This is a genomic window from Bacillus sp. CH30_1T, assembly GCF_008364765.1.
In the GTDB taxonomy this organism is placed as follows: domain Bacteria; phylum Bacillota; class Bacilli; order Bacillales; family Bacillaceae_B; genus Rossellomorea.
Map to the genome: position 1 here is coordinate 514,005 of NZ_VTUY01000004.1, position 25,647 is coordinate 539,651.

The window sequence follows — 25,647 nt, forward strand, 5'->3', positions numbered from 1 at the left end:
CCTCCAAGTGGAAGTCCCTTTCATATTATTCCTCTTCGCTTTTATCTTTATTAAACCAAAGCGGTTCATCATTATCCACTTCGCCATTGTAATTAATCAGCAATTCTTCGCCAGCTTGAATGTCTTTGTAGGCATAAAAGTCGAAGGTATGGTTATCAAAATTTATCTCGTAAGTTGTATTAGGTGTATAAGAATGATTAAACAACATTCCATAACCTAATAGAAGTGCTGTATGATTGATTCCGTATTCAAATACATAATCCGCCAGGAACGTTTTCTCAATATGTTCATGTTCTTCATTGGGATAGGGGATGACTGGTGCTTCATGAACCAGCTCTCCTTTGGCTATATCTCTTTTTGCAAAAACGCCACGATTAAGGTCACCGTCACTAAGGGACGATATTTTCACTTCGATCATTATGCCACCTTCTTTCTAAATCCTTTAACTTAGTAAGCTTGACACGAACTGGATAGAAAAGCAATATTAAATCTTTATAACAGCCAGCTAATTAAAACAAATTCCCCAAAAACCCTTGAATGCTTCGTGCACTGCGTACTAGCCAACTAGCCTTCTCTACTGACTCAGCGGCATAAATATCCACTTTATAAGAAGGTTGTTTTTTATCAAATATATACTCATTCCTTTCTGGCGTATCGAGCATCATTTCTCCAATCTTTTCTCCTTTTTCAATTGGAGCTTGAAGGGTCCCATCATCATTAAGCTTATCTTCATCTAATTTGATTGAAGCTTTCAGTTTATCTTTCTCTTCTTTTGTTACTCGAATAGATATAGGCTTGTCTATCTTGATGGAAACCGATTGTTTCTTACCATCTGGAACGTCTAACGTGTGTTCCTTTTTCTTATCAATATCATTTAAATTATATTCAACCGTCTCAAACTCATCAAATCCATAATCAAGAAGTTCTGTCGTTTGAATAAATCGTTCTGCACTGCTGGGCTGTCCATATTCATCCTTGGCATCTAAAATAACGGAAATATATCGGACTCCATTACGTTCCGCTGTCCCGGTAAATGTAGAACCAGCGAAGGGAGTGGTTCCAGTCTTTAATCCATCTGCACCTTTATAATAAAAAGATTTATCTTTTAAAAGACCGTTTGTGTTCTTCATGAGGAGTTCTTCCTCTGTATCCGGTCTGAAAACTTTGGAAGAGAGACTCGATGTCTCTAATACTTCCGGAAAATCATGAATAAGGTAATACGCTAAAGTGGCCATATCTTCAGCCGATACCATGTTTTCATCATTCACATCGGTTCCTTTCGGAAACATTCCGAGCATATCATAGTTACTCAGCCCCGAAGAATTAACAAATTGAAAACTCTCAAATCCAAGTTCTTTAGCTTTGGCATTCATCTGCTTCACAAATTCACCTTCAGTACCTGCCACCACTTCCGAAAGAGCAATTGCTGCGCCATTTCCTGATTTAATCACCATGGCATCATATAGTTCTCTTACCGTATACTCTTCATCCGCTCGCAGGGGGACATTGCTCAATCCGGGTGCATTCGCTAATTGATAGACTTTGTCGCTTACTTTATACTTTTGATCCCATTTAATCTTTCCTTCTTCAATGGCTTCTAACACGAGATATTCTGTCATCATTTTCGTCATGCTGGCAATCCCGAGGAGCTCGTCTTCATGTTCCTTATACACAATCTTACCTGTATCTGCTTCCACTAAAATCGCAGCATCTGCATTTATATCTAATTTTGTCTTACCATGTGCCGTTTGCTGATAAGGCGTCATGGCCATAAGTGATATCATCAAAACCGACAGGCTTTGCTTTACCATATTCTTTTTCAAATCAGTACCTCCAAAAAACAATTTTACGCAACCAAATTATTTTACCATACAAGCCGCACAAACAACCCAAATCACCACAACCTTTTCAAATCGTTCATATTATTGTAAATAATTGTTTCGTGAAAAAATATTACCACGAGATGAGGGACGGACCTCCATTTAAGGAGGGCGCGTAAATGTTGCTACCAGGATTATTTGCATCATTTTAAGAATTTACTCCACAATTGGTAAATAACCCCTTGTAGCAAGTCTACCAATCTGGTAAAATCATCTAAAAAGTTTGGAGAGAGATTATGATTACATATCCAATACTAAAAAAAGACGCAACCATAGGCGTGACCGCACCTTCATCAGGAGTACCATTGGAACTACATGACATTCTCAAGCAGTCGATCAAAAAAATGGAGAGCAAAGGCTACTATGTTCAGTGCGGAGAGACCGTGTGGACGCAGAGTAAAGCTAAATCTTCCTCAGCTCAAATAAGAGCCATGGAATTGAACCAAATGCTGCAAGACGAAAAAATCTCCCTAATCATCCCACCATGGGGCGGTCAACTACTCATAGAAATCCTTGACCTCATTGACTATGAAAATATTAAACCGAAATGGCTGTTGGGTTATTCCGACACGAGTGTGCTTTTACTGGCACTAACATTAAAGACCGGAATCGCCACTGCGCATGGAACCAATCTTGTTGATTTAAGAGGGGAGTACTCCGATCCAACGACTGCGCAATGGGAAACCGCTCTCTCAACGAAAGAAGGATCGTCTGTTACTCAGTATTCATCCCAACACTATCAAAAAGAATGGAATCACGACCAGCCTTCTCCAACAGTCTTTCACTTAAATGAGGCAACTATTTGGAAAACAGCAGGAAATCAAGATGTAAAGGTCAATGGCCGTATACTCGGAGGCTGCATAGATGTCATCAGGCACTTGATCGGAACGCCTTACGGAAATATAGCAGATTTTAGAGAGAGGCATATAAAGAATGAACCCATCCTCTGGTATTTTGAAAACTGTGAATTAAACACTGCTGATTTGCGCCGTTCACTTGTACAGATGAAATTAGCTGGCTGGTTCGACCATTCTTCTGGAATTCTGTTTGGAAGAAGTGCTAGCAACACGCCTGTTGGTGATTATAAGATTGAAGATGTCTATCAAGAGCTATCAGACGAGCTGCAGATTCCAATCGTGTACGATATTGACTGTGGGCATCAGCCTCCTCAAGTTACTTTTATCAATGGAGCACATGGAGAGGTAGAAGTCTCAGGTGGAAAAGGAAAAGTCATTCAAACATTCAAATAATCAATAAAAAAACGTCCTACTCCAGGACGTTTTTTCTGCCTACTTCTTCGAAACTTTATATCGCTTTTCATTCATCATCCACATGATGTATCCCCATAGCCATCCACCTGCTACACAGCATACGAGTAAAAGGGGAAGGTAGTCTCTGATCACTACATACAGAATCACTGAAAATACCAATCCAGTAATCAACGACCCATATACAACTGAAAAGAACCATTTCCCCTTTTTCCGAATGGTTTCCCAACGTCTCCAGTATGCGCCATCCTGCTCCCTGCTATTGATAAAGAAAACACAGGCATTCATAAAAAAGATAAGGCTGATGACCAAATACATGTAGGCTTTCGGATCTAACCAAAACACTAGAAAATTAATCAAAGAAGTGAAGGAGAACATGATATATATAAGTTTATTTTGTTTTATTTTTTCCATTCCAGCGCCCCCCAATCTTCTGTATTATATCAATACCTTTCAATAACGACCAACAAATTCCAATATATTAAAGGAAATTCCCTACAGTTTCTAGAAGACTAAAGGTGATTAAGATAAGTTTACTTTCAAAAGATAAAGGAGCAATCATCATGTTTACTTTTAAACTAAACGACGAATTAGAATTAAGACTTCTCGATATACAGGATGCTGAACGAATCCATGAACTGACTGATCAATCCAGATCCTATCTGCGTGAGTGGCTCCCATGGGTGGATTACTCAAAAACGGTTGAGGATTCAACGGAATTTATTAAAGGTACACGTTTAGGCTTCGCGAATAACAAGAGCTTAACTACCGGCATCATTTATCAAAATGAAATAGTAGGAGTAGCAGGATTCAACATACTTGATTGGTCAAACAAAGTGGCATACATCGGCTATTGGCTTGGTGAGGGCTATCAAGGAAAAGGGATTATGACGACAGTTGCAAAGGGACTAACGAAATACGCGTTTGAATACTATAAAATGAATAAAGTCGAAATAACCGCTGCAGAGTTCAACCATCGCAGTCGAGCAATACCCGAGCGTCTTGGTTTCAAGGAAGAAGGGAAGCTGAGGCAAAAAGAATGGATTTACGATCATTTTGTAGATCATATTGTATATGGGATGCTTGCAGACGAATGGAAGAAGGCTTGAAACAGCCCGTGCAAGATCCACTAAAGGAATTGATCACCTGGGTTGAAGGCATTAAACATAAAAACTGGAGTTCTGCTGCATCCCTTTATATAATAAAGGATGATCAGGTCGTATTGGAGCATTATAGTGGCAGGCACTCCCATGAAAAAAATGCTTCTCAAATCACAGAAAAGTCTCAATTTAATGTAGCTTCTGCCCGTAAAAGTTATTTAGGCCTTACGGTTGCCTACGCTTTACATGATAAATATATTTCGAGTCTAGATGATCCCATCACTCAGTATTTTCCTGAGTTTGATAAGGATTTGTTCATGGGCACAACGATCCGTCATCTTGTAACTCATTTCCACGGACTCGATTCCGACGAAAATGGATACATATTTCGGGAATTCAAGCCCGGTAGCAGCTGGGCATACCGTAACGTGGGTGTGGACATTATGACAAGATTAATTCACCGACTGTATGGAAAAGGGTTCCCGCAGCTATTAAACGAGATGGTTTTTACTCCATTGGGGTTTACTGAAACGGGATGGAGAACGGAACCAAATGAAAATCTTGTAGCTATCATCGACCGCATTGATAAACCTGCACTTCCTGGACTCGGGACAGTTTCAGATGGCACGGAGAAGAATTTATTTGTATCTCCCAGGGAATTTGCTCTCTGGGGACAGCTACATGTTCAAAAAGGCATGATGAATGGAAGACAAATCGTCCCCTCTAAAGTGATTGAGACTGCCACCACCATTCAAAATGTTTCGTATTCTGATTCCACTATTCCTGGGAACGGCCTGTTTTGGTACGTACAAGATATTCCACGAAATAAAAGTGAATTGGGGGAGAGGGTGCCTTCAGGATCTTATCAAATATTAGGTGTCACCGGTCCAACGATTCTTGTTATTCCTGCTTATAATGTGGTGGTGGCAAAAATGTACAACAAGCGATACAACTATGGAGGGGACCAATACCTTTATTATTTACGTGAGTTTAGTAACAAAGTGGCAGACCTATTTTCCTGAAAATGGTCCACCTCAATAAACCGAGGAATGAATTACCAAATATTTGGTAACACTAATGTCTATATTATGAGTCGGTCTATGGGGGGATCCCATGTTTCATGTTGTAGTCATTGTAGTGATAATTCTCAGTTCTTTGAAGTGGGGATCCTGGAATAGATGGAGAGAATTTCTGCCCACCATCTATTACTTTAGTTTTTTCAATATGTTTTATCAGTATATCAGTTACACCATGAAGGCGGTTTGGGAACTAGATGGTTTTTTCATCAATATGTTTGTGACGGATTCTCTTTACACGATGATCGCTTATCCTTGCCTTGTGGTTCTATTTTTAAGCCACTATCCAGAAGAAATCAGGATGAAAATCCTCTATTATTTGAAATATATAGGTGTTGCTACATTAATTGAATGGGCAGCGGCAAAGACGGATTCCATTGAATATTTCGAAGGCTGGAACCTGTGGTGGACCATACTGTTTTATTTTATTATGTTCCCCATGCTGCACCTTCACTTCAAAAATCCTGCCCGGGCATTGGTGCTTTCAGTGTTTGTCATTGCATTTTTACTTATAAGCTTTGACTATCATGTACTATAATAAAAACGGTGAATCCACATCTTGGGACTCACCGTTTTGCAATATGAAAAGATTATTATAAGAACAAAACCATCAATTCTTCATCGAAATATTCATCGTTATATTTCAATGCCCGCTTTTCTGTTCCGTATGGCTTGAATCCACAAGAGTGATAAAGGCCTTTCGCTGTTTCATTGGTTGTGACAACAGTGATCATGACTTGTTCAATGCCATCCTCCTCTTTTGCTTGAGAGATGGCAGCTTGAAGCAGCCCTCTTGCGATTCCTTTCCCTCGATGTGCAGGGGAGACATACATGGCAAAAATGGAAGCTTTATGTTTCATTTTTAAAGCTCCTTCACGTACAAGGGTCACTGCTCCTACTAGTTTCCCGTCATCAAAGTAACCAAACGTGTAGCTGCCCTTCTGTACAAGTCTCTCGGCTGTCATTTGAATTGGATTAGTACGGGCAATTGCTTCTTCATAGCTGCTGCCGAAGCTAGAAGGACTTTGCTGCAGCATTTCCAACCGAAGCTTCCAATAAGCTTCGGCATGTTTTTCATTGAGTAATTGAATTTCCATTATTTTCTGACCTTCTTTCTGTTACATGATATGATGAGGGAAGCATTTATTTTAGCTATTCAAACTGAATTCGACATTAAAGGTGGAATCCCTTTAAATTGGAGGTATATGAATGGAAGATTGTATCGGCTGCCGCCTTGCAAATGAAAAAGAGAAAGTATTTATTATATACGAAAATGATCACGTGTCCTGCTTTTTGGACCATGTCCCGCATCACCCAGGACATACACTGATTCTCCCCAAACGACACAAAGTGGAAGTAACGGAATTAAATGAAGAAGAAAGCCTCTCCGTAATGAAAAGTTCACAACTAGTTGCACAAGCCATTCAGGCTCTATATGAACCATATGGCATTACCGTCTGCCAGAATGGAGGCATATACAACGAGTTAACTCATTATCATATGCATGTTATCCCTCGTAATGAGGAACCGGAAAGATTCGGAGACTTATTCTATGGTGAGGCCGACGTTGAAACATACAGTGAATCCCTGGAAGAAACCCAGAAAAAAATGAAAAACTATATAAGAAGATTACTAGAATAGGAGTAAATAATATGACGTTCTATAAAGATTTCGATGAAAAATTAAAACAATACGCAGAACTCGCCATTAAAGTGGGAGTAAATGTTCAACACGATCAGCCACTTTGGATCTCTGCACCCCTCGGAACTGAAAAATTCGTACGTATTGTTGTAAAAAAAGCCTATCTTGCTGGTGCAAAAAACGTGCATGTTCAATGGTATGACGAGGAAATCATGAGAATACATTATGAATTGGCCCCGGATGACACTTTCTACGAATTTCCAAGCTGGCTGGCTGCTGCGCATGAATGGGTTGTGGACAATAAAGGAGCCTTTCTTCAAATAGAAGCTAATGATCCGGACCTGTTGAAAGGAATAGACCCAGACCGTATCCTTAATTTTGAAAAAGCAAGTGGAGATGCCCTGGACCGCTTCTATGAAGCGATTGAAAAGGATCAGATCAGCTGGTCCATTGTGGCCATACCTTCACAAAAATGGGCAGACAAAGTGTTTCCTAACTTACCAGAGAAAGAAAGAATCCCAAGCCTTTGGGACTGTATCTTCACATCCGTTCGTATCAATCAAGAAAATCCAGTCCTTGCTTGGCAAACGCATATCGAAACCCTAACCAACAAAGCAAGCGAACTCAATCAGTTAAAGCTCAAAAGCCTGCACTACCAATCGGAAGGGACGGACCTTTCCATAGAACTACATGAAGACCACCTATGGCTCACAGGAGCAAGTAAAACACCAGAAGGAACACATTTCATTGCCAATATGCCGACAGAAGAGGTCTATACTGTCCCTGTAAAAACCGGAGTCAATGGCACAGTTTCAAGTACCAGGCCACTTGCTTACAATGGTAACGTGATTGACGATTTCACCATTACTTTTGAAGATGGGGAAATTAAGAAAGTCACAGCAAGAGAAGGGGAGGAAATCCTGAAAAAATTGATCCTGACAGACGAAGGAGCAGCCTATCTTGGAGAAGTTGCGCTTGTCCCGCATCATTCTCCTATCTCCGATTCTGGCGTTCTATTCTTTAACACCTTATTCGATGAAAATGCATCCAATCATTTAGCGATCGGTTCGTCTTACCCGACTTGTATAAAGGACGGAGAAATCTTATCCGATGAAGAACGGGAAGAAAAAGGACTCAATGAAAGTGTGGTTCATGAAGATTTTATGATTGGTTCAGAAGTTATGAATATAGATGGAGTGTGCCGTGATGGAAGAAAGATCGCTATTTTCCGTAATGGGAACTGGGCTATCTGATTTAATAGTTTCATTCTCGGTCAGTTGTTCTTCTTAATTATTTTGGAGTACATGTAAAAAAATGGGGCATATTCTGGACGAGAAAATCGTGATCACCTTAATATCTATTAAGGGCTTCTCTGGCCATATCCTGCTAACGAAGGGAGAATACATATGAATGAACACGTAAGATTGGTTAAGCCAACCACTGAATTAGAAGAAGAGTACCTTGATTTTTATAATGAATGGAAATCAAATGGAGGAGACATGATCCCGTGGGTCATCAAAAAAGATCCCACTCACTTTTCCAAGATGGTCGACTCCTTACTGCTTGCTGAAAAAGGAGAAAACCAGCCAGATGGATGGGTACCTGACTCAACTTATTGGCTCGTTTCAGAATCCAATCGAATACTAGGGGTCGTAAATATTCGCCATTCCTTAACGGAAAAACTTTCGCAAAATGGGGGACACATCGGTTATGGGATCAGACCTTCTGAAAGGAGAAAGGGCTATGCCACTAAATTGCTGGCTCTTTCAATTCAAGAAGCCCACTCGATTGGGATCGATCAAGCGTTGATTGTCTGTGATGCATGGAATAAACCTTCAGAGCGGACGATCTTAAGTGCTGACCCTGTAAGGGATGAAGATTTTATCGAAGAAGATGGTAATGTGATTCTTCGCTATTGGGTTGATACAAATGGACGAAATTGGGAGTAGAGATTTACTGTAATGAATTCTTTATCTAAACCAGCTCTTGTCATTACGAACCATTCATGAAAACATACAGGTATTTGTGATATAATTTCTCCTTGTGAATAAGACCCATTTTAAATAGTAAGGGAGGGAAAAGAAGGTGAGTTTTGAAGGTCAAAAGATATTACCTGCCATCCGGTCCATGAAGGATTTTGATAAAATGCTCGAAACCTCTTTCCAGTACGGTGTGTTCCTCGATCTCCATGTTGGAATGCTGAAGAGTGTATTCGATTTCGCACGAAAGGAAAATCGGAAAATGTTCCTGCATATAGACTTGATCCACGGACTATCCAGTGATGAGTACGCAACAGAATATGTCTGTCAGGAAATAAAGCCTTATGGCATCATTTCTACTAAAGGGAATGTGATTAAAAAAGCAAGGCAAAAAGGTATTTTTTCCACCCAAAGGATGTTTGTGATCGATTCAAGTGCTATGAATCGCAGCATTGAGCTTATACATAAAACAGACCCTGACTTCATCGAAGTTCTTCCTGGAGTCATACCTAAAATCATTACGGAAATAAGAGAAAAAACAGGGAAACCTATTTTTGCGGGAGGGCTTATCGATACCGTTGAAGAGGTGGAATCCGCTCTTGAGGCTGGTGCTACGGCCATCACTACGTCAGATCGTGTGCTATGGAAGCATTTTGACCAAAATTAAAATCTGAAAAATGTATTGACAACGTTTTCATAGTGGAGTAACATTATCCACAAGTTAATACGTTGTGAAAGAGATGAAGAGACTCACGTGAACCGCCTTTTTTCAGGAGGCATTCCGTGAGTCTTTTTATTTTTAATAAAATTTAAGAAATGAGGGAAAAAGCATGACAGCATTTTTAGGAGAAGTGGTTGGAACAGCGTTGCTTATCATTTTCGGTGCAGGGGTTTGTGCCAATGTGAATCTCAAGAAATCATTTGCTTATAACGCTGGTTGGATTGTCATCACATTTGGTTGGGGGTTGGGTGTCGCCATGAGTGTTTACGCCGTTGGACAGTTTAGTGGGGCCCATTTAAACCCTGCTGTTACACTGGGACTGGCGTTTAATGGAGACTTCGCGTGGAGTGAGGTTCCCCAGTACATCACCGCTCAAATGATCGGGGCAATGTTAGGGGCAACGATCACCTATTTACACTTTTTACCTCACTGGCATGCAACGGAAGATCCCGGGGTGAAATTGGGGGTATTTGCTACAGGACCTGCCATCCCACACTATTTTTCAAATTTATTAAGTGAAATCATTGGAACATTTGTATTAGTAGTAGGATTATTATCTATAGGAGCGAATACATTTACAGATGGCCTTAATCCGTTTATCGTCGGTTTCTTAATCATTGCTATCGGAATTTCTCTCGGTGGGACCACAGGTTATGCCATCAATCCTGCCCGTGATCTAGGACCGCGCATTGCTCATTTTCTGCTGCCGATTCCAGGAAAAGGGCCATCCAACTGGGGATATTCCTGGGTTCCTGTAGTCGGACCTGTTCTGGGAGGTTCATTTGGAGGCGTATTTTATAAAGCCATTTTCATTGGACAAGTCACAACAAGCTTTTGGGTAGTTCTACTTGTTACACTGGCAGTACTTGGACTTGCTTATGGCAGTGACAGAAAGATCAGCTTAGCTCAAAAAGTGCATCAGCTATCAACCGATAATTAATTTTTGGAGGGGTAACGAAATGGAGAAATACATTTTATCATTAGATCAGGGAACGACAAGTTCAAGAGCGATTCTATTCAATAAAAAAGGAGAAGTCGCCCATACTGCACAAAAAGAATTTACTCAGCATTTTCCAAAGCCGGGTTGGGTTGAACATAGTGCGAATGAAATTTGGGGATCCATTTTAGCAGTTATTGCAAGCGCTTTATCTGAATCGAGTATTAAACCTGATCAGATTGAAGGGATTGGAATTACCAATCAACGTGAAACTACTGTGGTTTGGGATAAAGAAACCGGCGATCCGGTTTACAACGCCATCGTGTGGCAGTCACGTCAAACTGCGGGGGTATGTGAAGAACTTAAATCACAAGGACATAACGATACGTTTCGTGACAAAACCGGATTATTGATCGATGCTTACTTCTCTGGTACCAAGGTTAAATGGATTCTTGACAATGTAGAAGGTGCGAGAGAAAAAGCGGAGAATGGCAAGCTCTTATTCGGGACGATCGACACATGGTTGATTTGGAAAATGTCTGGTGGAAAAGCCCACGTAACGGATTATTCCAATGCTTCCCGCACGCTTATGTATAATATTTACGACCTGAAATGGGATCAGGAGCTACTTGACATATTAGGCATTCCTGAGAGCATGCTTCCAGAGGTCCGTCCCTCATCTGAAATTTATGCCAAGACGGTACCTTACCATTTCTTCGGGAAGGAGATTCCAATTGCCGGTGCAGCAGGGGATCAGCAGGCGGCATTGTTTGGACAGGCTTGTTACGAAGAGGGCATGGCAAAGAATACGTATGGAACAGGTTGCTTTATGCTAATGAATACAGGTGAAAAAGCTGTAAAGTCTAATAATGGTTTACTCACAACCTTAGCATGGGGAATCGATGGAAAAGTGGAGTATGCTTTAGAAGGAAGTATTTTCGTGGCTGGTTCTGCGATTCAATGGCTTCGTGATGGTCTTAGAATGCTTAAGGACGCGAAGGACAGTCAGGCGTATGCAGAAAAGGTAGACACTACAGACGGCGTTTATGTTGTTCCTGCCTTTGTAGGATTAGGAACTCCTTATTGGGACAGTGATGTTCGTGGAGCAGTGTTCGGTTTAACAAGAGGAACATCTAAGGAGCATTTTGTAAGAGCTACCCTGGAATCCCTTGCTTATCAAACGAAAGATGTACTGACAGCGATGGAAGCAGACTCTGGAATCTCCCTTAAGAAACTGAGAGTGGATGGCGGTGCTGTTAAAAATGACTTTTTAATGCAATTCCAGAGTGATATTTTGTCTGTTCCTGTTGAGCGACCGGTTGTAAATGAAACAACTGCTTTAGGTGCCGCTTATTTAGCTGGATTAGCCGTAGGGTTCTGGGATAATCGGGATGAAATATCCAAGCAGTGGAATAAAGACAAGCAGTTTGAACCGCAAATGCCTGTTGACACTCAAGGAGAACTTTATAACGGATGGAAAAAAGCTGTTAAAGCAGCTATGGCTTTTAAATAAAAGAAACGTATGATATACTGATTACAAGTTAATAAACTCGGTTAGAGACCACGAGAGACCAAACCTGCATTATGGACCAGTCACCATAATGTTCGTTTTGGTCTCTTTTTTTACGGTTAAATAATAAGAATGAGAGTGCAGACATATATAGATACCTGAGGAGGATCCACTTATGACATTTTCAAGTACTGCAAGAAGAGAAGTGAAAGAAACATTGGCCTCAAACCACTTTGATGTAATCGTGATTGGAGGAGGGATTACCGGAGCAGGGATTGCCCTCGATGCTTCGAAACGTGGAATGAAGGTGGCATTAGTCGAGATGCAGGATTTCGCATCCGGGACTTCCAGTCGTTCTACAAAGCTCGTTCATGGAGGTTTACGTTACTTAAAGCAATTCGAAGTGAAAATGGTCGCGGAAGTAGGAAAAGAACGTGAAATCGTTTATGAAAATGGACCTCACGTAACGACTCCTGAATGGATGCTACTACCCCTTCATAAAGGGGGCACATTCGGTAAATTCAGTACATCGATTGGATTAAAGGTGTATGACTATCTTGCTGGAGTAAAGAGAAGTGAACAACGCTCCATGCTTTCAGTTTCGGAAACATTGAAGAAGGAACCTCTTGTGAAAAAAGATGGCCTTAAAGGTGGGGGTTACTACGTTGAATATCGGACTGATGATGCCCGTTTAACGATAGAAGTCATGAAAGAAGCTGTTGCACATGGTGCCACTGTCATAAATTATATGAAATCCCAGCGATTCCTCTATGATAATAAGAAGGTAGTCGGAATTGAAGCAGAGGATCTGGTGACGGGGGATACGATTGAAATCCGCGGTTCGAAATTTGTCAACGCAGCTGGCCCATGGGTCGATGATGTGCGAGGAAAAGATTATAGTACGAATAACAAACAGCTTCGGTTAACGAAGGGAGTTCATCTTGTCATTGATCAAAGCAAATTCCCGCTTCAACAAGCGGTTTATTTCGACACACCTGATGGGCGAATGGTATTTGCGATTCCCAGGGATGGCAAGGCCTATGTAGGAACAACAGACACATTTTTTGATCAAGATAAAACATCTCCCCATATGACTTCAGAGGACCGGGATTATATCTTGGATGCCATTCATTTTATGTTTCCTGATATATCTGTAGGAAAAGAGGATGTGGAATCGAGCTGGGCTGGTGTTCGCCCATTAATTTTTGAAAAAGGGAAGGATCCTTCTGAAATTTCCCGTAAAGATGAAATTTGGGAAGCGGAAAGTGGACTCATAACCATTGCCGGCGGGAAGCTCACTGGTTACCGTAAAATGGGGGAGACAGTGGTAGACCTTGTATCAAAACGATTAAAAGAAGAGAACAAGATGAAGTTCCCCGCTTCTACCACGAAGCATATGCCGATCTCTGGAGGACATGTAGGCGGATCGAAAAACTTTCAAGCGTTTATTGATCAAAAAGCAGCCGAGGTACATCAATTTGGATTAACAGAGGAAGAGGGAAGAAAGCTTGCAGCCATGTATGGTTCAAACGTGGATCAGCTCTATAAGCTTGCTCATGCTTATAGTGGAACAAGTGATGAAAGGTCCGTCCCTCCTTATTTATATGCTCAACTGATTTATGCGATTCAGGAGGAGATGGCCGCGACGCCTATGGATTTCTTTATTAGACGGACTGGTGCTTTATTCTTCGATCGTGCGTGGGTGGAGAAATGGAAGGAATCTGTGATAGAAATAATGGCAAAGCTTCTGAAATGGAATGTAGAGCAGGAACATCAATATAGAGCGGAGTTAGATAATGAGCTTAAGAGTGCAGTAGTGCCAGTAGATTTGCAGTCGTAAGTAGGAAAACGGCAGAATGAAATTTTCTGTCGTTTTCTTTGTTTTACACTGGGAATTCCTGTAGGGATCATGGTAAAATTAGGATATTGATGCCGAATTGGGGGAATGTTGGTTGGAAGAAAAAAAGAATACCTTGGGAAGATTCCTCCTATCACTGTCACTGACTTCACTAATTGCCTTTGCAATCACTTTCTATTTTGAAAAAGGTGACTCTATCACAAGAAAGGGTGCATTAAGGCAGCACCTTGAACAGTTAGAATTCAAGGACACTTACCATGATCTGAAAGTTGTTTCAGAAAAAGAAGCCGGGGAGCAATACCTCCTTCTCTATACCTATATGAATAAGGAAGGAAAAAGACAAATCGGACTGGCCTTTTATAGAAAAATGAATGTCATTCCCCTTTATGAGCTATACCGGATTAATGATTCTCCACATTTATCTGTCGGAACGGAATTTCTCCATACTAATCAGTTTATCGTTTACGGTGACCGAGACGAAATAGGAGCAGACTACTTTACATACCGGGCAAATATCCAGTTTAGACGAATAGAGCTTGAGGAGAATGAGTATTTCATTCACATAGAACCTTACGAGGGAATGCTCCTTGTTCCTCAAGTGAACTTTTATTCTATAGATGGAAAAATAGTTAGTTCAACTCAGGCAAAATAATCATCCATAATTATGCTTACAATTATATAAATATATGAATAGTTGATGAAATTGACCGTATATGACTATTCATTTCCCGAGAGAACTGTTCATCCCTTCTTAGTGTTGTTGAATATCATATGGGATTGCTGTAGATTAAGAATAGAAATTGACACGACTTCCTCGTCAAAAGGGTGGCTTCAATGGGATGAAGCCACCCTTTTTTTGCATTTTTCGATAAAAAACTCAGTGGATCAAAACCATTATTGCTATACTAATAGAAAGAAAAATGGGGAGGAAGCTGGAATGAATCATAAAATAGCTGTGGTGACGGGGGCAAATAGCGGTTTTGGTTTTCACTCATCGCTGGAGCTGGCACAACTTGGATATAAAGTGATCGCATCCATGAGAGACCCTCATAAAGGAAGTGCACTGATTCAGCGGTCTGAGGAACTTAAGGTGAGTGATTTAGTGAGGATTCATCCATTGGATGTAACATCGGAAGCATCAATCAAGGAATTCTCTACCTATCTAAATGAATTGGGAAGGGTGCACATCCTCCTGAATAATGCAGGGTTTGCCGGTGCAGGATTTGCAGAAGAAGTTACAATTGATGAGTTCCGTGAACAATTTGAAACGAATGTTTTTGGAGTCATGAGAATAACTCAAATTGTTCTCCCTTATATGAGAAAGCAAGGAGAAGGGAAAATCATCAATATGAGCAGCATTAGCGGCAGATTCGGATTTCCTGGACTCAGTCCTTATGTTTCATCCAAGCACGCATTAGAGGGATACACCGAAAGTCTGAGATTGGAGCTTAAGCCCTTCGGCATATCCGTGCACCTGATCGAACCCGGTTCTTATCAAACGAATATCTGGACATCAGGAAAGAAAGTCACTCCACTCTCGATGCAAAAAAACTCTCCTTACTTTCGCTACATGAAGGCCATCAACTCGGAAATTCAAGCAGGTGCAGATACACTTGGAGATCCCAGGGAGGTTGCCTCGATTGTACGTGAAATAGCACTAAACAAGAAAAAAACTTTTAGAATTCCCATAGGCAAAGGAGTCCGATTAACCCTATTACTCAAAACCATCCTCCCATGGAGCATAATGGAAAACATCATCTTAAAGAAACTCCGAATGAAAAAGATCAAAGAGGGACGGACCTTATAGTAAGCATGAATAATGTCTGAATATAAAGACTTTTATTATGTAGAAGGAGAATTTTGTCAAAAGAGAGAATATGCTAGAGGAGACATTTCCATAAACTCATTTATTAAATTATTGAATGAGTTTAAATGCTTCCACACGAAATGAGGTGATTGATTGAATGAATGGATTGGTGCATCTGCTCTTTGCATGGATGAAGGTCGTTTATTGATGGTATTACAAGGGAAAGAAGAAGAGAAACGTTGGTCGGTTCCTTCAAGGGGGATCGAATTGGACGAATCCCTTCAGGAGTGCTGTAACCTGAAGTTTGGGAAGAAACAGGCTATGATATTGAAGTAGGAAAACATTTGTATACAAAGTGGGGGAATGAAGGAAGTATTTCTATAAGAATTCATTACTATGAAGTCAGGATCCTGGGAGGAGAAGCAACCATACAGGACTCTGATCAACTAATACATAAAAATAAATGGATTTCACTTCAAGAGTTAAAGAATCTGCCTCTGGGATTTCCAGAAGATCTTTCCATCCTGGAAGCCTACATGAGTAAGAAGCTAAACACACTATCCATTTAAGGGAATAGTATCGTTTTAGCACAATATATTATAAAGTAATTATCTATAAAGGAGAGAGTAGAATGGTGAAACGTACAGGAGAAGTAGTGATGGGAGTAATCGGAATTATCTTATCCGCATTATTTTCCATAATCGGAATCGTACTTAATATGGGGATGAGTAATCCCGAGTTCATGTCCCAACTCGAAGAAGGAATGGAGAGTGATCCAAATATACAAAATTCGGAGATGACTGCAGGAGATTTAAGCTCCATTATCAACGCTGCTGAATCAACTGGATCTTACCTTGTTATATTAGGAATCATTGCGTCCATCCTGGGGATTATTGCTGTATTAACCATTGTGAAAAATAAAAAACCGGTATTATCCGGAATCATGTTTATCATTGCTGCCCTTGTCATCGGACTTGGCACGATAGGATTTGGTTTCGTACCAGGCCTTCTGTTCCTGATCGCAGGAATCATGGCTCTTGTGCGCAAGCCTAAGAAAACAGACCCTGTGTATTAAAAAAGCATTGAGATAATTTTTTCTCTAAACTAGATTTTTCGTAAAGTTTTGCTTGTACTCATCTTGCTTTCAGACTCGATTTATACTATCTTAAAAGTAGAGCATAATGATAAAACAAGAGACACTGGCGGCAACCAATGTCTCTTGCTACACAGCAAACTGCAAGGAAAGCAGTGGCCCAATAGAGAAAGGAACATAACTCTACCCTTCAAAGTTTAGGCGCTTCATGAGGGTGGGGTTATTTCTTTTTGTCATTCGAAATAACTACGGCAATGATGGAGACAATTAAAGAGCCAAAGGTAATCATTAGCGTTAACGCCTCATACGTTGTCACTATAAGCACCACCTCCTTCTATAAGGAAGTGGCCACTCCCACCCTACATTCACTGTATGCTTCAAATTATATCACAAACCCCCTCCGTACTTTATAGGCAAGAGGTAGGAAAAGCGAACCCCTATCAAAAAAACATTAAACCTCATTGAGAACCTTCACTTACAATACGATTATTTCAAACTTTCTTCAAAATGTGTTAGCATAGATATGCTCATATTAATCGATTACATAACATCACGAAATTCGAGGAGGAACTCACGATGAAACAACGTATAGAAATGCTAAAAAATTGGTTAAAAGAAGAAAATATCGATGCCGCATTTATCAATTCAACTGAAAATGTATTCTACTTAACAAATTTCCACACGGATCCACATGAGCGATTAATGGGACTGTTTGTATTTCCTGATGCCGAACCATTTGTGGTCGTACCTGGAATGGAAGCACGTCAAGTGAAGGGTGCCGGCTGGAGTAACGAAGTGATCGGCTACTCTGATCACGAAAATCCATGGGAATTCATTCAACAAGCCATTCAAAGACGAGGAATTGATGGCCGCAAGGTGGCTTTCGAAAATGAAGTCGTAACGTATGGCCGCAGTCAGGCATTTTTAAACATTTTCAACTCACCGGATATAGTGAATGTTGAAGACAAATTAAATGAGATGCGTGTAGTGAAGGATGAGGGTGAAATTGCCATCATGCGTCGAGCGGCAGAAATGGCAGACTTCGGGGTTGAAGTAGGTGTAAGTGCACTTCAAGAAGGCATTACGGAAATGGAAGTTCTTGCGAAGATCGAGTATGAGTTAAAGAAAAAAGGGATTCGTGAAATGTCTTTCTCTACGATGGTGCTCTTTGGTGAAAAAGCTGGAGATCCACACGGAAACCCAGGAGACCGGAAGCTGAAGGCAGGAGATTTTGTCTTGTTTGATCTAGGTGTAGTCCTTGAAGGATATACTTCTGACATCACCCGTACATTTGCTTATAAATCCGTTTCAGACAAGCAAAAAGAAATCTACTCTACCGTTTTAAAAGCAGAACTGGCTTCACTGGAAGCAAGTAAGCCCGGAACCCGTATTGGTGATCTGGATCAAATCGCACGGGATATCATTACAGAAGCAGGGTATGGAGACTATTTCCCACACAGGATCGGTCACGGCCTTGGGATCAACGTACATGAATTCCCATCAATGAGCCATTTAAATAATGGGATATTAAAAGAAGGAATGACCTACACCATTGAGCCTGGAATTTACGTACCGGAAATTGGCGGCGTAAGAATTGAAGATGATGTGCTGATAACAAAGGATGGTTACGAAACCTTGACTAAATTCCCTAAAGAACTGCAAATTATTAAATAAGACATAGAGGAGGCTAACGGCGTGTTAGCCTTTTTTTCATGAAAAAGAAATGAAACGATTGGGAAGTTCATTCGTATATATTAGGAGAGAAAGCTAGGGAAGGATGAAATTCAGTGAAAAAATTTATCATATTAATCAGCTTTTTCATGCTGGCAGGCTGTGGAATCCTCGAAGAAGCAAACAACAGTTTGACCTATGTTGAGGAAATGACCGATTATCTCAATGAAGCAGAGCAATTTGCCAACGATTTTCCTGGATTAGTGGAAAATGCATCTGCAGACCCATCCACCATACCGGCACTTGAAACTAGGTTAAAAGACATGAAAACAGAAATACAAGAAATCAATGATCTGACTCCGCCTCAGCTCGCAGAAAACATCCACAAAAAAGTGGAAGGATATAATGAGCAAGCGCTGGAAGGAATTGATCGAGCCTTAGTAGAAATTGATAAGGGAGTAGTCCAAATTTCTGAGTTACAAAACCTTGAGATCGTTAACACTTTTAATCAGTTACAAGAAATTAAAGGTAATCTGGAAAATTTAGGACAATAAGCTAATTGTGATACGGATAATACTTTTTATCCGTATCACCATCATACTGTAATATAACATTACCCCATTTCCACTCTAGCTACAGTCACATCCCCCCCTTGGCTCCACAAAATAAATCAACCCTATTCTCAAGTAGATTTGTATTAAACTAGTTTCAAATATGACCGAAAAAAACAAATATGATTTCTCACATATAGAACAAGAGTTCTTAAAAACATGCTATAATGAAGGAATCATAGAGATGGACAGGAGATTGTTATGAAAGTTGTTATTGCCGAAAAACCCGATCAAGGAGCAACCCTCGCTAAACCTTTCCCTCATCGAAAACGCCAAGGTTATATTGAAATACAATCTAATGATGTGTTCCCTAAAGGAGCTTATATTACATGGGCTGTAGGTCACCTCTTTCAGCTTCAAGCCCCGGAAAAATATGAAAGCAGATGGAAAAAATGGACGTTAGAAGACCTCCCCATCATTCCTCATCGATTTCAATATGAGCTTCAACGGGCAAAAGCTAAACAATTCGCAGTCATTAAAGAACTTCTAAAGAAAAGTGAAGTCACAGAAATCATCCATGCAGGGGATGCGGGGCGTGAAGGTGAGTTGATCATCCGGAATATTATTTCAATGTCCCGCGTGCAAAAACCCATGAAAAGATTATGGATATCATCCCTGACAGAGAAAGCCATCATTCAAGGGTTCACTAGTTTGAGAGAAGAAACGGAAATGCGGAGCCTCTATTATGAAGCCTATTCCCGCGCTTGTGCGGACTGGCTTGTGGGAATGAATGCATCGAGAGCGTATAGCATTCTACTAAAACAGCAAGGCATGTCGGATGTTTTCTCTGCAGGAAGGGTACAAACACCGACTCTTGCTTTGATTGTAAAAAGAGATGAAGAAATAGAGCAATTCAAAAGCGAACCCTTCTGGGAAGTGAAAGCAGCCTTTCAAATGGGAGACCACACGTACGAAGGGGTTTGGCAAAAGGATGGAGAATCCCGAATTCAAACAAAGGAACTGGCAGAGAAGATTGCTTCGTTCTGCCAAGGGAAGCCTGCAAGCGTTCTGGAGATGAAAACAGAAAGAAAAGAATTTGCTCCTCCATTGCTTTTCAATCTATCAGCTCTTCAGGCAACGATGAACAAAATATATAAATTTTCACCCAAAAAAACACTGGATGTCCTGCAAAAACTTTATCAAAAGGGCATTGTATCTTACCCAAGGTCAGATTCACAATATGTAACGAAAGGGGAAGCTGAAACATTTCCGGAAATATTGTCTAAGCTTCAAGAATACAGCCCTTACAATAGCTGGATCCCCACTCCTAATGAGAGCCTGCTGAATAACAAGCGTTTTGTAAATGAAGCAAAGGTTTCAGATCACTACGCGATTATTCCAACAGAACAAGTAACTGACCCTCAATCGTTATCAGGGGATGAAAGGAAAATATATGATGTTGTGGTTAAACGCTTTATCGCTGCACATCACGACAAAGCTGTGATCCATTACACTACTATCACTACCGTCGTGGACGACCGGGCTGAATTCATTTCTAAAGGAAAGCAGATTCTTCAAGAAGGATGGCGGCAGGTTCTGATGCAGAATGAAAAGGATGATGAACCGCTGCTGCCACCTGTTGAGGAAAGCGACAAGGGCAAAGTCAAGAGTGTCCATACGAAGGAAGGAAAAACCCAGCCACCTAAGCGTTACACAGAAGGGCAACTGATTACCTTAATGAAAACAGCGGGTAAATACATGGATAATGATGAGCTCGAGAAAGTGTTAAAGCAAGCAGAAGGTCTGGGTACCGAGGCAACACGCGCTGGAATCATAACCATGCTTAAAGATCGGAACTACATTGATATCCAAAAGAATATTGTTTATCCAACCGATAAAGCGAAAGTTTTGATTCGGGCAATAGGTGAAAATGTGTTGGCATCAGCTGAAATGACGGCAAAATGGGAACAGCGACTACAGGAAATAGGAAAAGGGCAAGCTTCCGCACCCGAGTTTATGGAGCAAGTGAAGAAATTAAGCGAAAAACTTGTTCAAAACGCTCTTGAAGAGGCAAACAGATGGAATTTCGAAGACCTTGATACCGCTTCCATCCAACGGTCCAAAGGGAGTAAAGGTAAAAGAACAGCGAAAACCAGTGTCGGCACATGTTTGAAATGTGGTGGGAAAGTGGTTGACAAAGGAAAATTCTACGGCTGCTCCAATTATCAAAAAACAAAATGCAGCTTCACCATTTCTAAGACCATTCTCTCGAAGCGTATGACACAAGCAATCGTAAAAAAAGTGCTTGCGGATGGAAAATCCGAACGCATCGACGGTTTCAAAAAAGGAGAGAAGGAGTTTTCAGCTTACCTTAGTTGGGATCCTGTTGAAAAGAAAATTCAATTCGTATTCGATATAGATTAATCCATCTAAACGACTCTCAAAAAAGGAGTCGTTTTTTTCTGCTTAAAACCTTGTAAAAGAATAATAATTGGATTAAGGAAGTTTAACTTCATGAGAAGTGGATAAAACAAAAGGGTAGGAAAACAGCTATATAAAAATGGAGGGTACACATTGAAAAAGATATTAATGGTCTTAACGAATGAAAGTAAAATTGATGATGAACACGAAACAGGTCTTTGGTTATCTGAGTTCGCTGAACCATATGAAGAATTTAAGAATCAGGGATTCGGTGTAGATGTAGCTAGCTTAAAAGGAGGCCGAATTCCTTTAGATCCTAACAGCCTTGATGATGAACAGGTGGAAAAGTGGAAGGGTGTGACCAAAGAATTGGATCAAACAATGGTCCTTTCGCAATTGAACGTTAACGAATATTCAGGGATATTCTTACCTGGCGGACACGGAACGATGTTTGATCTACCTGACAGTCCAGAACTTCAACAAGCAATGGCCCACTTTGCTGAAAACAACAAAGCCATCGGATCTGTATGCCACGGTCCTGCTGGTTTCGTTGGGACGAAACTCTCAAATGGAAAATGGCTGGTTGAAGGAAAAAGCATGACAGGGTTCACCAATGAAGAAGAACAGCAAACGGGCCTTGACTCATTAATGCCTTTCTTATTGGAAACAAAATTAAGAGAGCAAGGGGCTCAATTTGAAAAATCTGAAGCATGGAGTGAGCATGTAATCACTGATGGGAAATTCGTGACTGGGCAGAATCCACAATCCAGCCAGTCAACAGCAGAAGCCTTCGTAAAATTAATATAATAACGAAATAATTAATGAAAGGAATCTACTTTAAGGAGCCAATCCATACTATTCTTTCTAAAAGGGGTCACGTTACCAAAAGTGAAAAATTGTACGTTTAGACACAATTTAGACACATTTTAGCCGGTTATCTGTACAGTAAGGAACCGGCTGTTCCTTTTCTCTTATTTCTTAACCCGTAGTGGTCGTAATTGATCAATTGTCCCATCCTGTTTCAGGTTCCACACATAATCCCCTGTTAATGCCATATGCTCCCAGCCCAAAGGAGATATATGCTGGAAATATTCTTCTGGAATTTCTACTCCTCTTGTACGTAATGATGCAATAGCCTGCTCAATATAGACTGTATTCCAAGAGACAATCGCTGACACGATGAGTTGAAGGGCACTCGCTCGGTGTAACTGATCTTCATACGAACGGTCGCGTACTTCACCTAACTGATAAAAAAATATGGCACGAGCTAATCCGTGCTTTGCTTCTCCTTTGTTCAGTCCAATCTGTACACGTCTACGGTGTTCAGGGCTGAACACCGAAATTTTGAGTTTTAAGGAAAAAACAATCAAAGCAATAGATGTTATGAGACTATATAATGATGTGGGTTGGTGGGGAGAAAGGGTAGAGCAAGATATAGAAGAGATGTTAAACAAAGTACAGTCAGTAGGAGCATGGAAAAACGATACATTAATTGGTTTTGCAAGGGCTGTTTTAGATGGAAAGTTTAGAGCGTATGTTGAAGATGTTGTTATACATAGTTCATATCAAAAGGAAGGTATAGGTATAAAACTGGTATCAAAATTGTTAGATGACCTATCACATATTGACGTAATCAGTTTGTTTTGTGAGCAACATTTAATACCTTTCTATGAAAAAAACAATTTAAAATACAGTAAATCACAATTTGTTATGCATAGAAGATAAAGATGTTACAAATAATCCTTCTTCAACAAACGGGGGCAATTCTCCAGTAATGAAGGTTGCCTTTGATGAATTAAGTATTTTGTATAATTAAAATTAGTTAAAAAAGAAAAGGGGAATAAAAATATGACTGGAGAATTAATTACGATTAGGGGTAAAGAGCTCTACGTTGAATGTTATGGGACTAAAGAAAAACCACCTATTCTATTTTTGCACGGTGGACCAGGAAAAAGCTGTCACGATTTTTCTTACCATCAATCCAAAAGATTAGAAAATGACTTTAGATTAATTGTGATTGACTAAAAAATGACCATAACCTGTTTGATAGCTGAAGATAAGTCAGGTGATATTCAGCTTTTTCGTTATTCCATTAAAGGGCGCGATCCTGGAACAAGGATCAGCGCTCATTTTTCATTTTAGGCCATTTAGTTGAAGAAATTCATCTCGCATTATGTCAATACCTGATTCTCTCAATACTATCCGACAAAAATAACAGCTGTCAAAAATATAATTTGCAAAATTATTCGAGGGAACAGAGGAGTACTTGGTCTTCCGCCAATGGTGATTTCTTTTCGTGCAGCGCGAATATTAGCTGGGAACATAACAATAAGTAAGAATGCCAAACCGACTGAAGCAATACTTGAGGTGATGGGTATTAGCAGGCCTATGGATCCAACGATTTCCAATATTCCAGTCATAGTCACGATGAAATCTGGATTTGGGAGAGCAGGGGGGACCATTTTGATAAGATCCTGACGTCTCTTTCCCCAATGAGCTGCTGCTGTAAATAAGAACATGAGAGCAATAGCAATCCGTAAAGAAGTCTCCCAATCATCAAGATAAGACAGTCCGAAAAAACCGATGAAACGAAAAATCAAAAATGACACAATCAGTAGGATAAACGGAGCCATTCGTATTCCCCCTCTTATTTAAAAACCTTTAGTAATCATCAAATACAAAATAACGACAGGTAATAAAGTAGCTACAATTCCGAAAATAGCCCAATACAGCGATGCTTTTCGGTACGCTTTAGAAATGATACCGGCCTCTATCGACTGGGCGCTGTGGCGGATCATGCTGCGCTGTATTGGCAGCAGCACCGTCAACCAGAGGATGCCGGTTAGGGAAAAAAGGATCAACGAAATGGTGAGCCAATTGAAACTGGACATCGAATATCCTGCTTGAACATCCATTAAATTGCCGGAAACGATGATTAAATCAATCCTGGCATCGTAAATATAAAGTCAGCAAAACATCACGTTTTCACCGTGTTGTGAATGAATGCGGGTTCTCCCTTTATGTCGGCTCGAATTTTCCAAAACGCCGCAGTTATAATGTTTCCTAAAAAAATAACCGCCCCCAAAAGATGCAAAAATAATAGAAAGCTCAAATGGTTCACATCCTTTTCTCATTATTCCTTTTTTGCCAGCAGTAAGCCGGCGATGAAGTTCGAGAAATCGTCTGGGCCGAATGCGTAGGAGTCAGAAGAGATAGCACTTCGCATACGAAACCCGTACGAAATCAATATGAACAATTCTGCTGTCTTATCCGCATTGACTGATAAGGAAATGACCCCTGCCTTCTGACCTGCTACAATCCACTGCTTCGACAATTGGATCACTTGTTCATAAAAACGACGGATCACCTCGCTTACGTCAGGTTGATCGTTCTGCCCCAACAAGTAAATAAAGATTCGATTAGTGGGATCAAAAGGGTCTTGCAACGACGGCAATTTTTTAATGATTTCTTGTAGTGGCCCCTTCAGCTCTTTTTTTCCTTTATTCACTTCAGCAAAAAAGCGGTCATTGATATCTTCGAGTCTTTCCTCTAACACTAAGGCCAACAGTTCATCCTTACTTTTTACATAATGGTAAATAGCTCCTTTTGAAAGCCCCGTACGTTCTATAATGTCGTTCAAGGTCATTTTGCTGCAACCTTTTTCGCGTACTAATTCTTTGGTAGCCTCCAAAAGAAGCTGTTTCGTCCGTTTTCGTTTTGATGCCCGATCCAAGTGTTTTCCTCCTTTTATAGATGGATTCTTTGGGGTTTATTTTTGGTTTTCGTTGTTGACATTCATTATACATACCGGCAGTCGGTTTGTGAAGAAAAAACAATATATTGTTCTTCAACAAAAGGGCGCGAATATTTAACATCGGGCTTTTTTGCTGAATAAAATCATCATTGTGAGTATTAGATCTTTTGGGTAATAAAAATGAAATAATAAAATTAAAGCTTTCATGTTACTTTCCACTAGTACTAAACCTGTAACATTTATCAGCAACCTAATTATATTCTATAAAAAAAGTCACCTCTCTAATACTAGAGGGTGACTAAATTTATGATATATCATGGCTTTTGATATACCATTTAGGGAGAAATTAGATAAATCTCTTAGGTACATTATCAACCATA

At 40.3% G+C, this 25,647-nt stretch carries 27 protein-coding genes and 4 pseudogenes; 22 read left to right on the plus strand and 9 right to left on the minus strand.

From position 1 onward, the window contains the following. Positions 1-25: 25 nt before the first annotated feature. The gene (locus tag F0342_RS10125) at positions 26-418 is read right to left on the minus strand and encodes an SET domain-containing protein (protein ID WP_149155824.1); all 393 of its coding nucleotides are present in this window, start codon (positions 416-418) and stop codon (positions 26-28) included. A gap of 91 nt (positions 419-509) precedes the next feature. Further along, positions 510-1,823: a D-alanyl-D-alanine carboxypeptidase family protein gene (locus F0342_RS10130; protein WP_223145712.1), complete on the minus strand. Its 1,314-nt coding sequence runs from the start codon at positions 1,821-1,823 to the stop codon at positions 510-512. 293 nt (positions 1,824-2,116) lie between these two features. On the opposite strand from F0342_RS10130, the gene F0342_RS10135 reads away from it, so the two are divergent. Further along, positions 2,117-3,130 carry a S66 family peptidase gene (locus tag F0342_RS10135; RefSeq protein ID WP_149155825.1) on the plus strand — a complete coding sequence of 338 codons (1,014 nt, stop codon included), beginning with the start codon at positions 2,117-2,119 and terminating at the stop codon, positions 3,128-3,130. A 39-nt stretch (positions 3,131-3,169) separates the two neighbouring features. On the opposite strand, the gene F0342_RS10140 is transcribed toward F0342_RS10135, so the two are convergent. Continuing rightward, positions 3,170-3,562, minus strand: a complete 393-nt coding sequence (locus tag F0342_RS10140) for a hypothetical protein (RefSeq protein ID WP_149155826.1) — start codon at positions 3,560-3,562, stop codon at positions 3,170-3,172. 149 nt (positions 3,563-3,711) lie between these two features. Here F0342_RS10140 and F0342_RS10145 point away from each other — a divergent pair, with 149 nt between their 5' ends. The 3 genes from F0342_RS10145 to F0342_RS10155 all read left to right on the plus strand — a co-directional run bounded on the left by F0342_RS10145 (position 3,712) and on the right by F0342_RS10155 (position 5,862). Then, entirely contained in the window at positions 3,712-4,257 is a 546-nt protein-coding gene (locus F0342_RS10145; RefSeq protein ID WP_149155827.1) for a GNAT family N-acetyltransferase, read from the plus strand. Further along, the gene (locus F0342_RS10150) at positions 4,242-5,270 is read left to right on the plus strand and encodes a serine hydrolase domain-containing protein (protein ID WP_149155828.1); all 1,029 of its coding nucleotides are present in this window, start codon (positions 4,242-4,244) and stop codon (positions 5,268-5,270) included. Before F0342_RS10145 ends, F0342_RS10150 begins: the two co-directional genes overlap by 16 nt. Before the next feature lie 91 nt (positions 5,271-5,361). Then, on the plus strand, positions 5,362-5,862 hold the full coding sequence (locus tag F0342_RS10155; protein ID WP_149155829.1) for a CBO0543 family protein: 501 nt from the start codon (positions 5,362-5,364) through the stop codon (positions 5,860-5,862). Between the two features lie 55 nt (positions 5,863-5,917). On the opposite strand, the gene F0342_RS10160 is transcribed toward F0342_RS10155, so the two are convergent. Then, positions 5,918-6,421 (minus strand): GNAT family N-acetyltransferase, encoded by a 504-nt coding sequence (locus F0342_RS10160; protein WP_149155830.1) that lies wholly within the window; start codon positions 6,419-6,421, stop codon positions 5,918-5,920. A gap of 112 nt (positions 6,422-6,533) precedes the next feature. On the opposite strand from F0342_RS10160, the gene F0342_RS10165 reads away from it, so the two are divergent. The 11 genes and pseudogenes from F0342_RS10165 to F0342_RS10215 all read left to right on the plus strand — a co-directional run bounded on the left by F0342_RS10165 (position 6,534) and on the right by F0342_RS10215 (position 16,852). Beyond that, positions 6,534-6,965, plus strand: a complete 432-nt coding sequence (locus F0342_RS10165; protein ID WP_149155831.1) for an HIT family protein — start codon at positions 6,534-6,536, stop codon at positions 6,963-6,965. A gap of 11 nt (positions 6,966-6,976) precedes the next feature. Continuing rightward, the gene (locus F0342_RS10170) at positions 6,977-8,218 is read left to right on the plus strand and encodes an aminopeptidase (protein ID WP_149155832.1); all 1,242 of its coding nucleotides are present in this window, start codon (positions 6,977-6,979) and stop codon (positions 8,216-8,218) included. Between the two features lie 153 nt (positions 8,219-8,371). Then, the gene (locus F0342_RS10175) at positions 8,372-8,914 is read left to right on the plus strand and encodes a GNAT family N-acetyltransferase (protein ID WP_149155833.1); all 543 of its coding nucleotides are present in this window, start codon (positions 8,372-8,374) and stop codon (positions 8,912-8,914) included. Positions 8,915-9,050: 136 nt separating this feature from the next. Beyond that, positions 9,051-9,611, plus strand: a complete 561-nt coding sequence (locus F0342_RS10180; protein WP_149155834.1) for a glycerol-3-phosphate responsive antiterminator — start codon at positions 9,051-9,053, stop codon at positions 9,609-9,611. A 163-nt stretch (positions 9,612-9,774) separates the two neighbouring features. Continuing rightward, a complete protein-coding gene (locus F0342_RS10185) occupies positions 9,775-10,605 on the plus strand; it encodes an MIP/aquaporin family protein (protein ID WP_149155835.1) in 831 nt (276 codons plus the stop codon). 19 nt (positions 10,606-10,624) lie between these two features. Beyond that, entirely contained in the window at positions 10,625-12,115 is a 1,491-nt protein-coding gene (gene glpK, locus F0342_RS10190) for a glycerol kinase GlpK (protein ID WP_149155836.1), read from the plus strand. A gap of 172 nt (positions 12,116-12,287) precedes the next feature. Continuing rightward, entirely contained in the window at positions 12,288-13,952 is a 1,665-nt protein-coding gene (locus F0342_RS10195) for a glycerol-3-phosphate dehydrogenase/oxidase (RefSeq protein WP_149155837.1), read from the plus strand. Between the two features lie 112 nt (positions 13,953-14,064). Then, entirely contained in the window at positions 14,065-14,622 is a 558-nt protein-coding gene (locus F0342_RS10200) for a hypothetical protein (protein WP_149155838.1), read from the plus strand. Between the two features lie 285 nt (positions 14,623-14,907). Then, positions 14,908-15,777: an SDR family oxidoreductase gene (locus F0342_RS10205; protein ID WP_149155839.1), complete on the plus strand. Its 870-nt coding sequence runs from the start codon at positions 14,908-14,910 to the stop codon at positions 15,775-15,777. Between the two features lie 153 nt (positions 15,778-15,930). Then, positions 15,931-16,346, plus strand: a pseudogene (locus tag F0342_RS10210) (NUDIX hydrolase). A gap of 62 nt (positions 16,347-16,408) precedes the next feature. Beyond that, positions 16,409-16,852 carry a DUF4064 domain-containing protein gene (locus F0342_RS10215; RefSeq protein WP_149155840.1) on the plus strand — a complete coding sequence of 148 codons (444 nt, stop codon included), beginning with the start codon at positions 16,409-16,411 and terminating at the stop codon, positions 16,850-16,852. A gap of 238 nt (positions 16,853-17,090) precedes the next feature. On the opposite strand, the gene F0342_RS25355 is transcribed toward F0342_RS10215, so the two are convergent. Beyond that, positions 17,091-17,186 carry a putative holin-like toxin gene (locus F0342_RS25355; RefSeq protein WP_253275457.1) on the minus strand — a complete coding sequence of 32 codons (96 nt, stop codon included), beginning with the start codon at positions 17,184-17,186 and terminating at the stop codon, positions 17,091-17,093. 278 nt (positions 17,187-17,464) lie between these two features. On the opposite strand from F0342_RS25355, the pseudogene F0342_RS25710 reads away from it, so the two are divergent. The 5 genes and pseudogenes from F0342_RS25710 to F0342_RS10235 form a co-directional block, all read left to right on the plus strand. Further along, positions 17,465-17,800: pseudogene (locus F0342_RS25710) on the plus strand (aminopeptidase P family N-terminal domain-containing protein); the annotation flags it as partial. 27 nt (positions 17,801-17,827) lie between these two features. After that, positions 17,828-18,544, plus strand: a pseudogene (locus tag F0342_RS10220) (M24 family metallopeptidase); the annotation flags it as partial. Between the two features lie 113 nt (positions 18,545-18,657). Beyond that, positions 18,658-19,095: a DUF6376 family protein gene (locus tag F0342_RS10225; RefSeq protein WP_149155842.1), complete on the plus strand. Its 438-nt coding sequence runs from the start codon at positions 18,658-18,660 to the stop codon at positions 19,093-19,095. A 258-nt stretch (positions 19,096-19,353) separates the two neighbouring features. Further along, on the plus strand, positions 19,354-21,516 hold the full coding sequence (locus F0342_RS10230; protein WP_149155843.1) for a DNA topoisomerase III: 2,163 nt from the start codon (positions 19,354-19,356) through the stop codon (positions 21,514-21,516). Positions 21,517-21,666: 150 nt separating this feature from the next. Then, positions 21,667-22,320 carry a type 1 glutamine amidotransferase domain-containing protein gene (locus tag F0342_RS10235; protein WP_262481694.1) on the plus strand — a complete coding sequence of 218 codons (654 nt, stop codon included), beginning with the start codon at positions 21,667-21,669 and terminating at the stop codon, positions 22,318-22,320. A gap of 164 nt (positions 22,321-22,484) precedes the next feature. Here F0342_RS10235 and F0342_RS10240 read toward each other — a convergent pair. Then, positions 22,485-22,844 (minus strand): annotated as a pseudogene (locus F0342_RS10240) (Tn3 family transposase); the annotation flags it as partial. A 52-nt stretch (positions 22,845-22,896) separates the two neighbouring features. Here F0342_RS10240 and F0342_RS10245 point away from each other — a divergent pair. Together F0342_RS10245 and F0342_RS24825 are read left to right on the plus strand one after the other, a co-directional pair. Beyond that, complete coding sequence (locus F0342_RS10245; protein WP_395940677.1) at positions 22,897-23,238, plus strand: GNAT family N-acetyltransferase; 342 nt, start codon at positions 22,897-22,899, stop codon at positions 23,236-23,238. A gap of 123 nt (positions 23,239-23,361) precedes the next feature. Continuing rightward, on the plus strand, positions 23,362-23,538 hold the full coding sequence (locus tag F0342_RS24825) for an alpha/beta fold hydrolase (RefSeq protein WP_188048487.1): 177 nt from the start codon (positions 23,362-23,364) through the stop codon (positions 23,536-23,538). Positions 23,539-23,711: 173 nt separating this feature from the next. Here the strand turns inward: F0342_RS24825 and F0342_RS10250 are convergent, their stop codons facing one another. From F0342_RS10250 to F0342_RS10260, 3 genes are all read right to left on the minus strand, one after another. Then, positions 23,712-24,146 (minus strand): DoxX family protein, encoded by a 435-nt coding sequence (locus F0342_RS10250; protein ID WP_149155844.1) that lies wholly within the window; start codon positions 24,144-24,146, stop codon positions 23,712-23,714. An 18-nt stretch (positions 24,147-24,164) separates the two neighbouring features. After that, the gene (locus F0342_RS25620; RefSeq protein ID WP_316252598.1) at positions 24,165-24,404 is read right to left on the minus strand and encodes a DUF2269 family protein; all 240 of its coding nucleotides are present in this window, start codon (positions 24,402-24,404) and stop codon (positions 24,165-24,167) included. Positions 24,405-24,646: 242 nt separating this feature from the next. Continuing rightward, entirely contained in the window at positions 24,647-25,246 is a 600-nt protein-coding gene (locus F0342_RS10260) for a TetR/AcrR family transcriptional regulator (protein ID WP_149155845.1), read from the minus strand. Positions 25,247-25,647 lie beyond the last annotated feature (401 nt).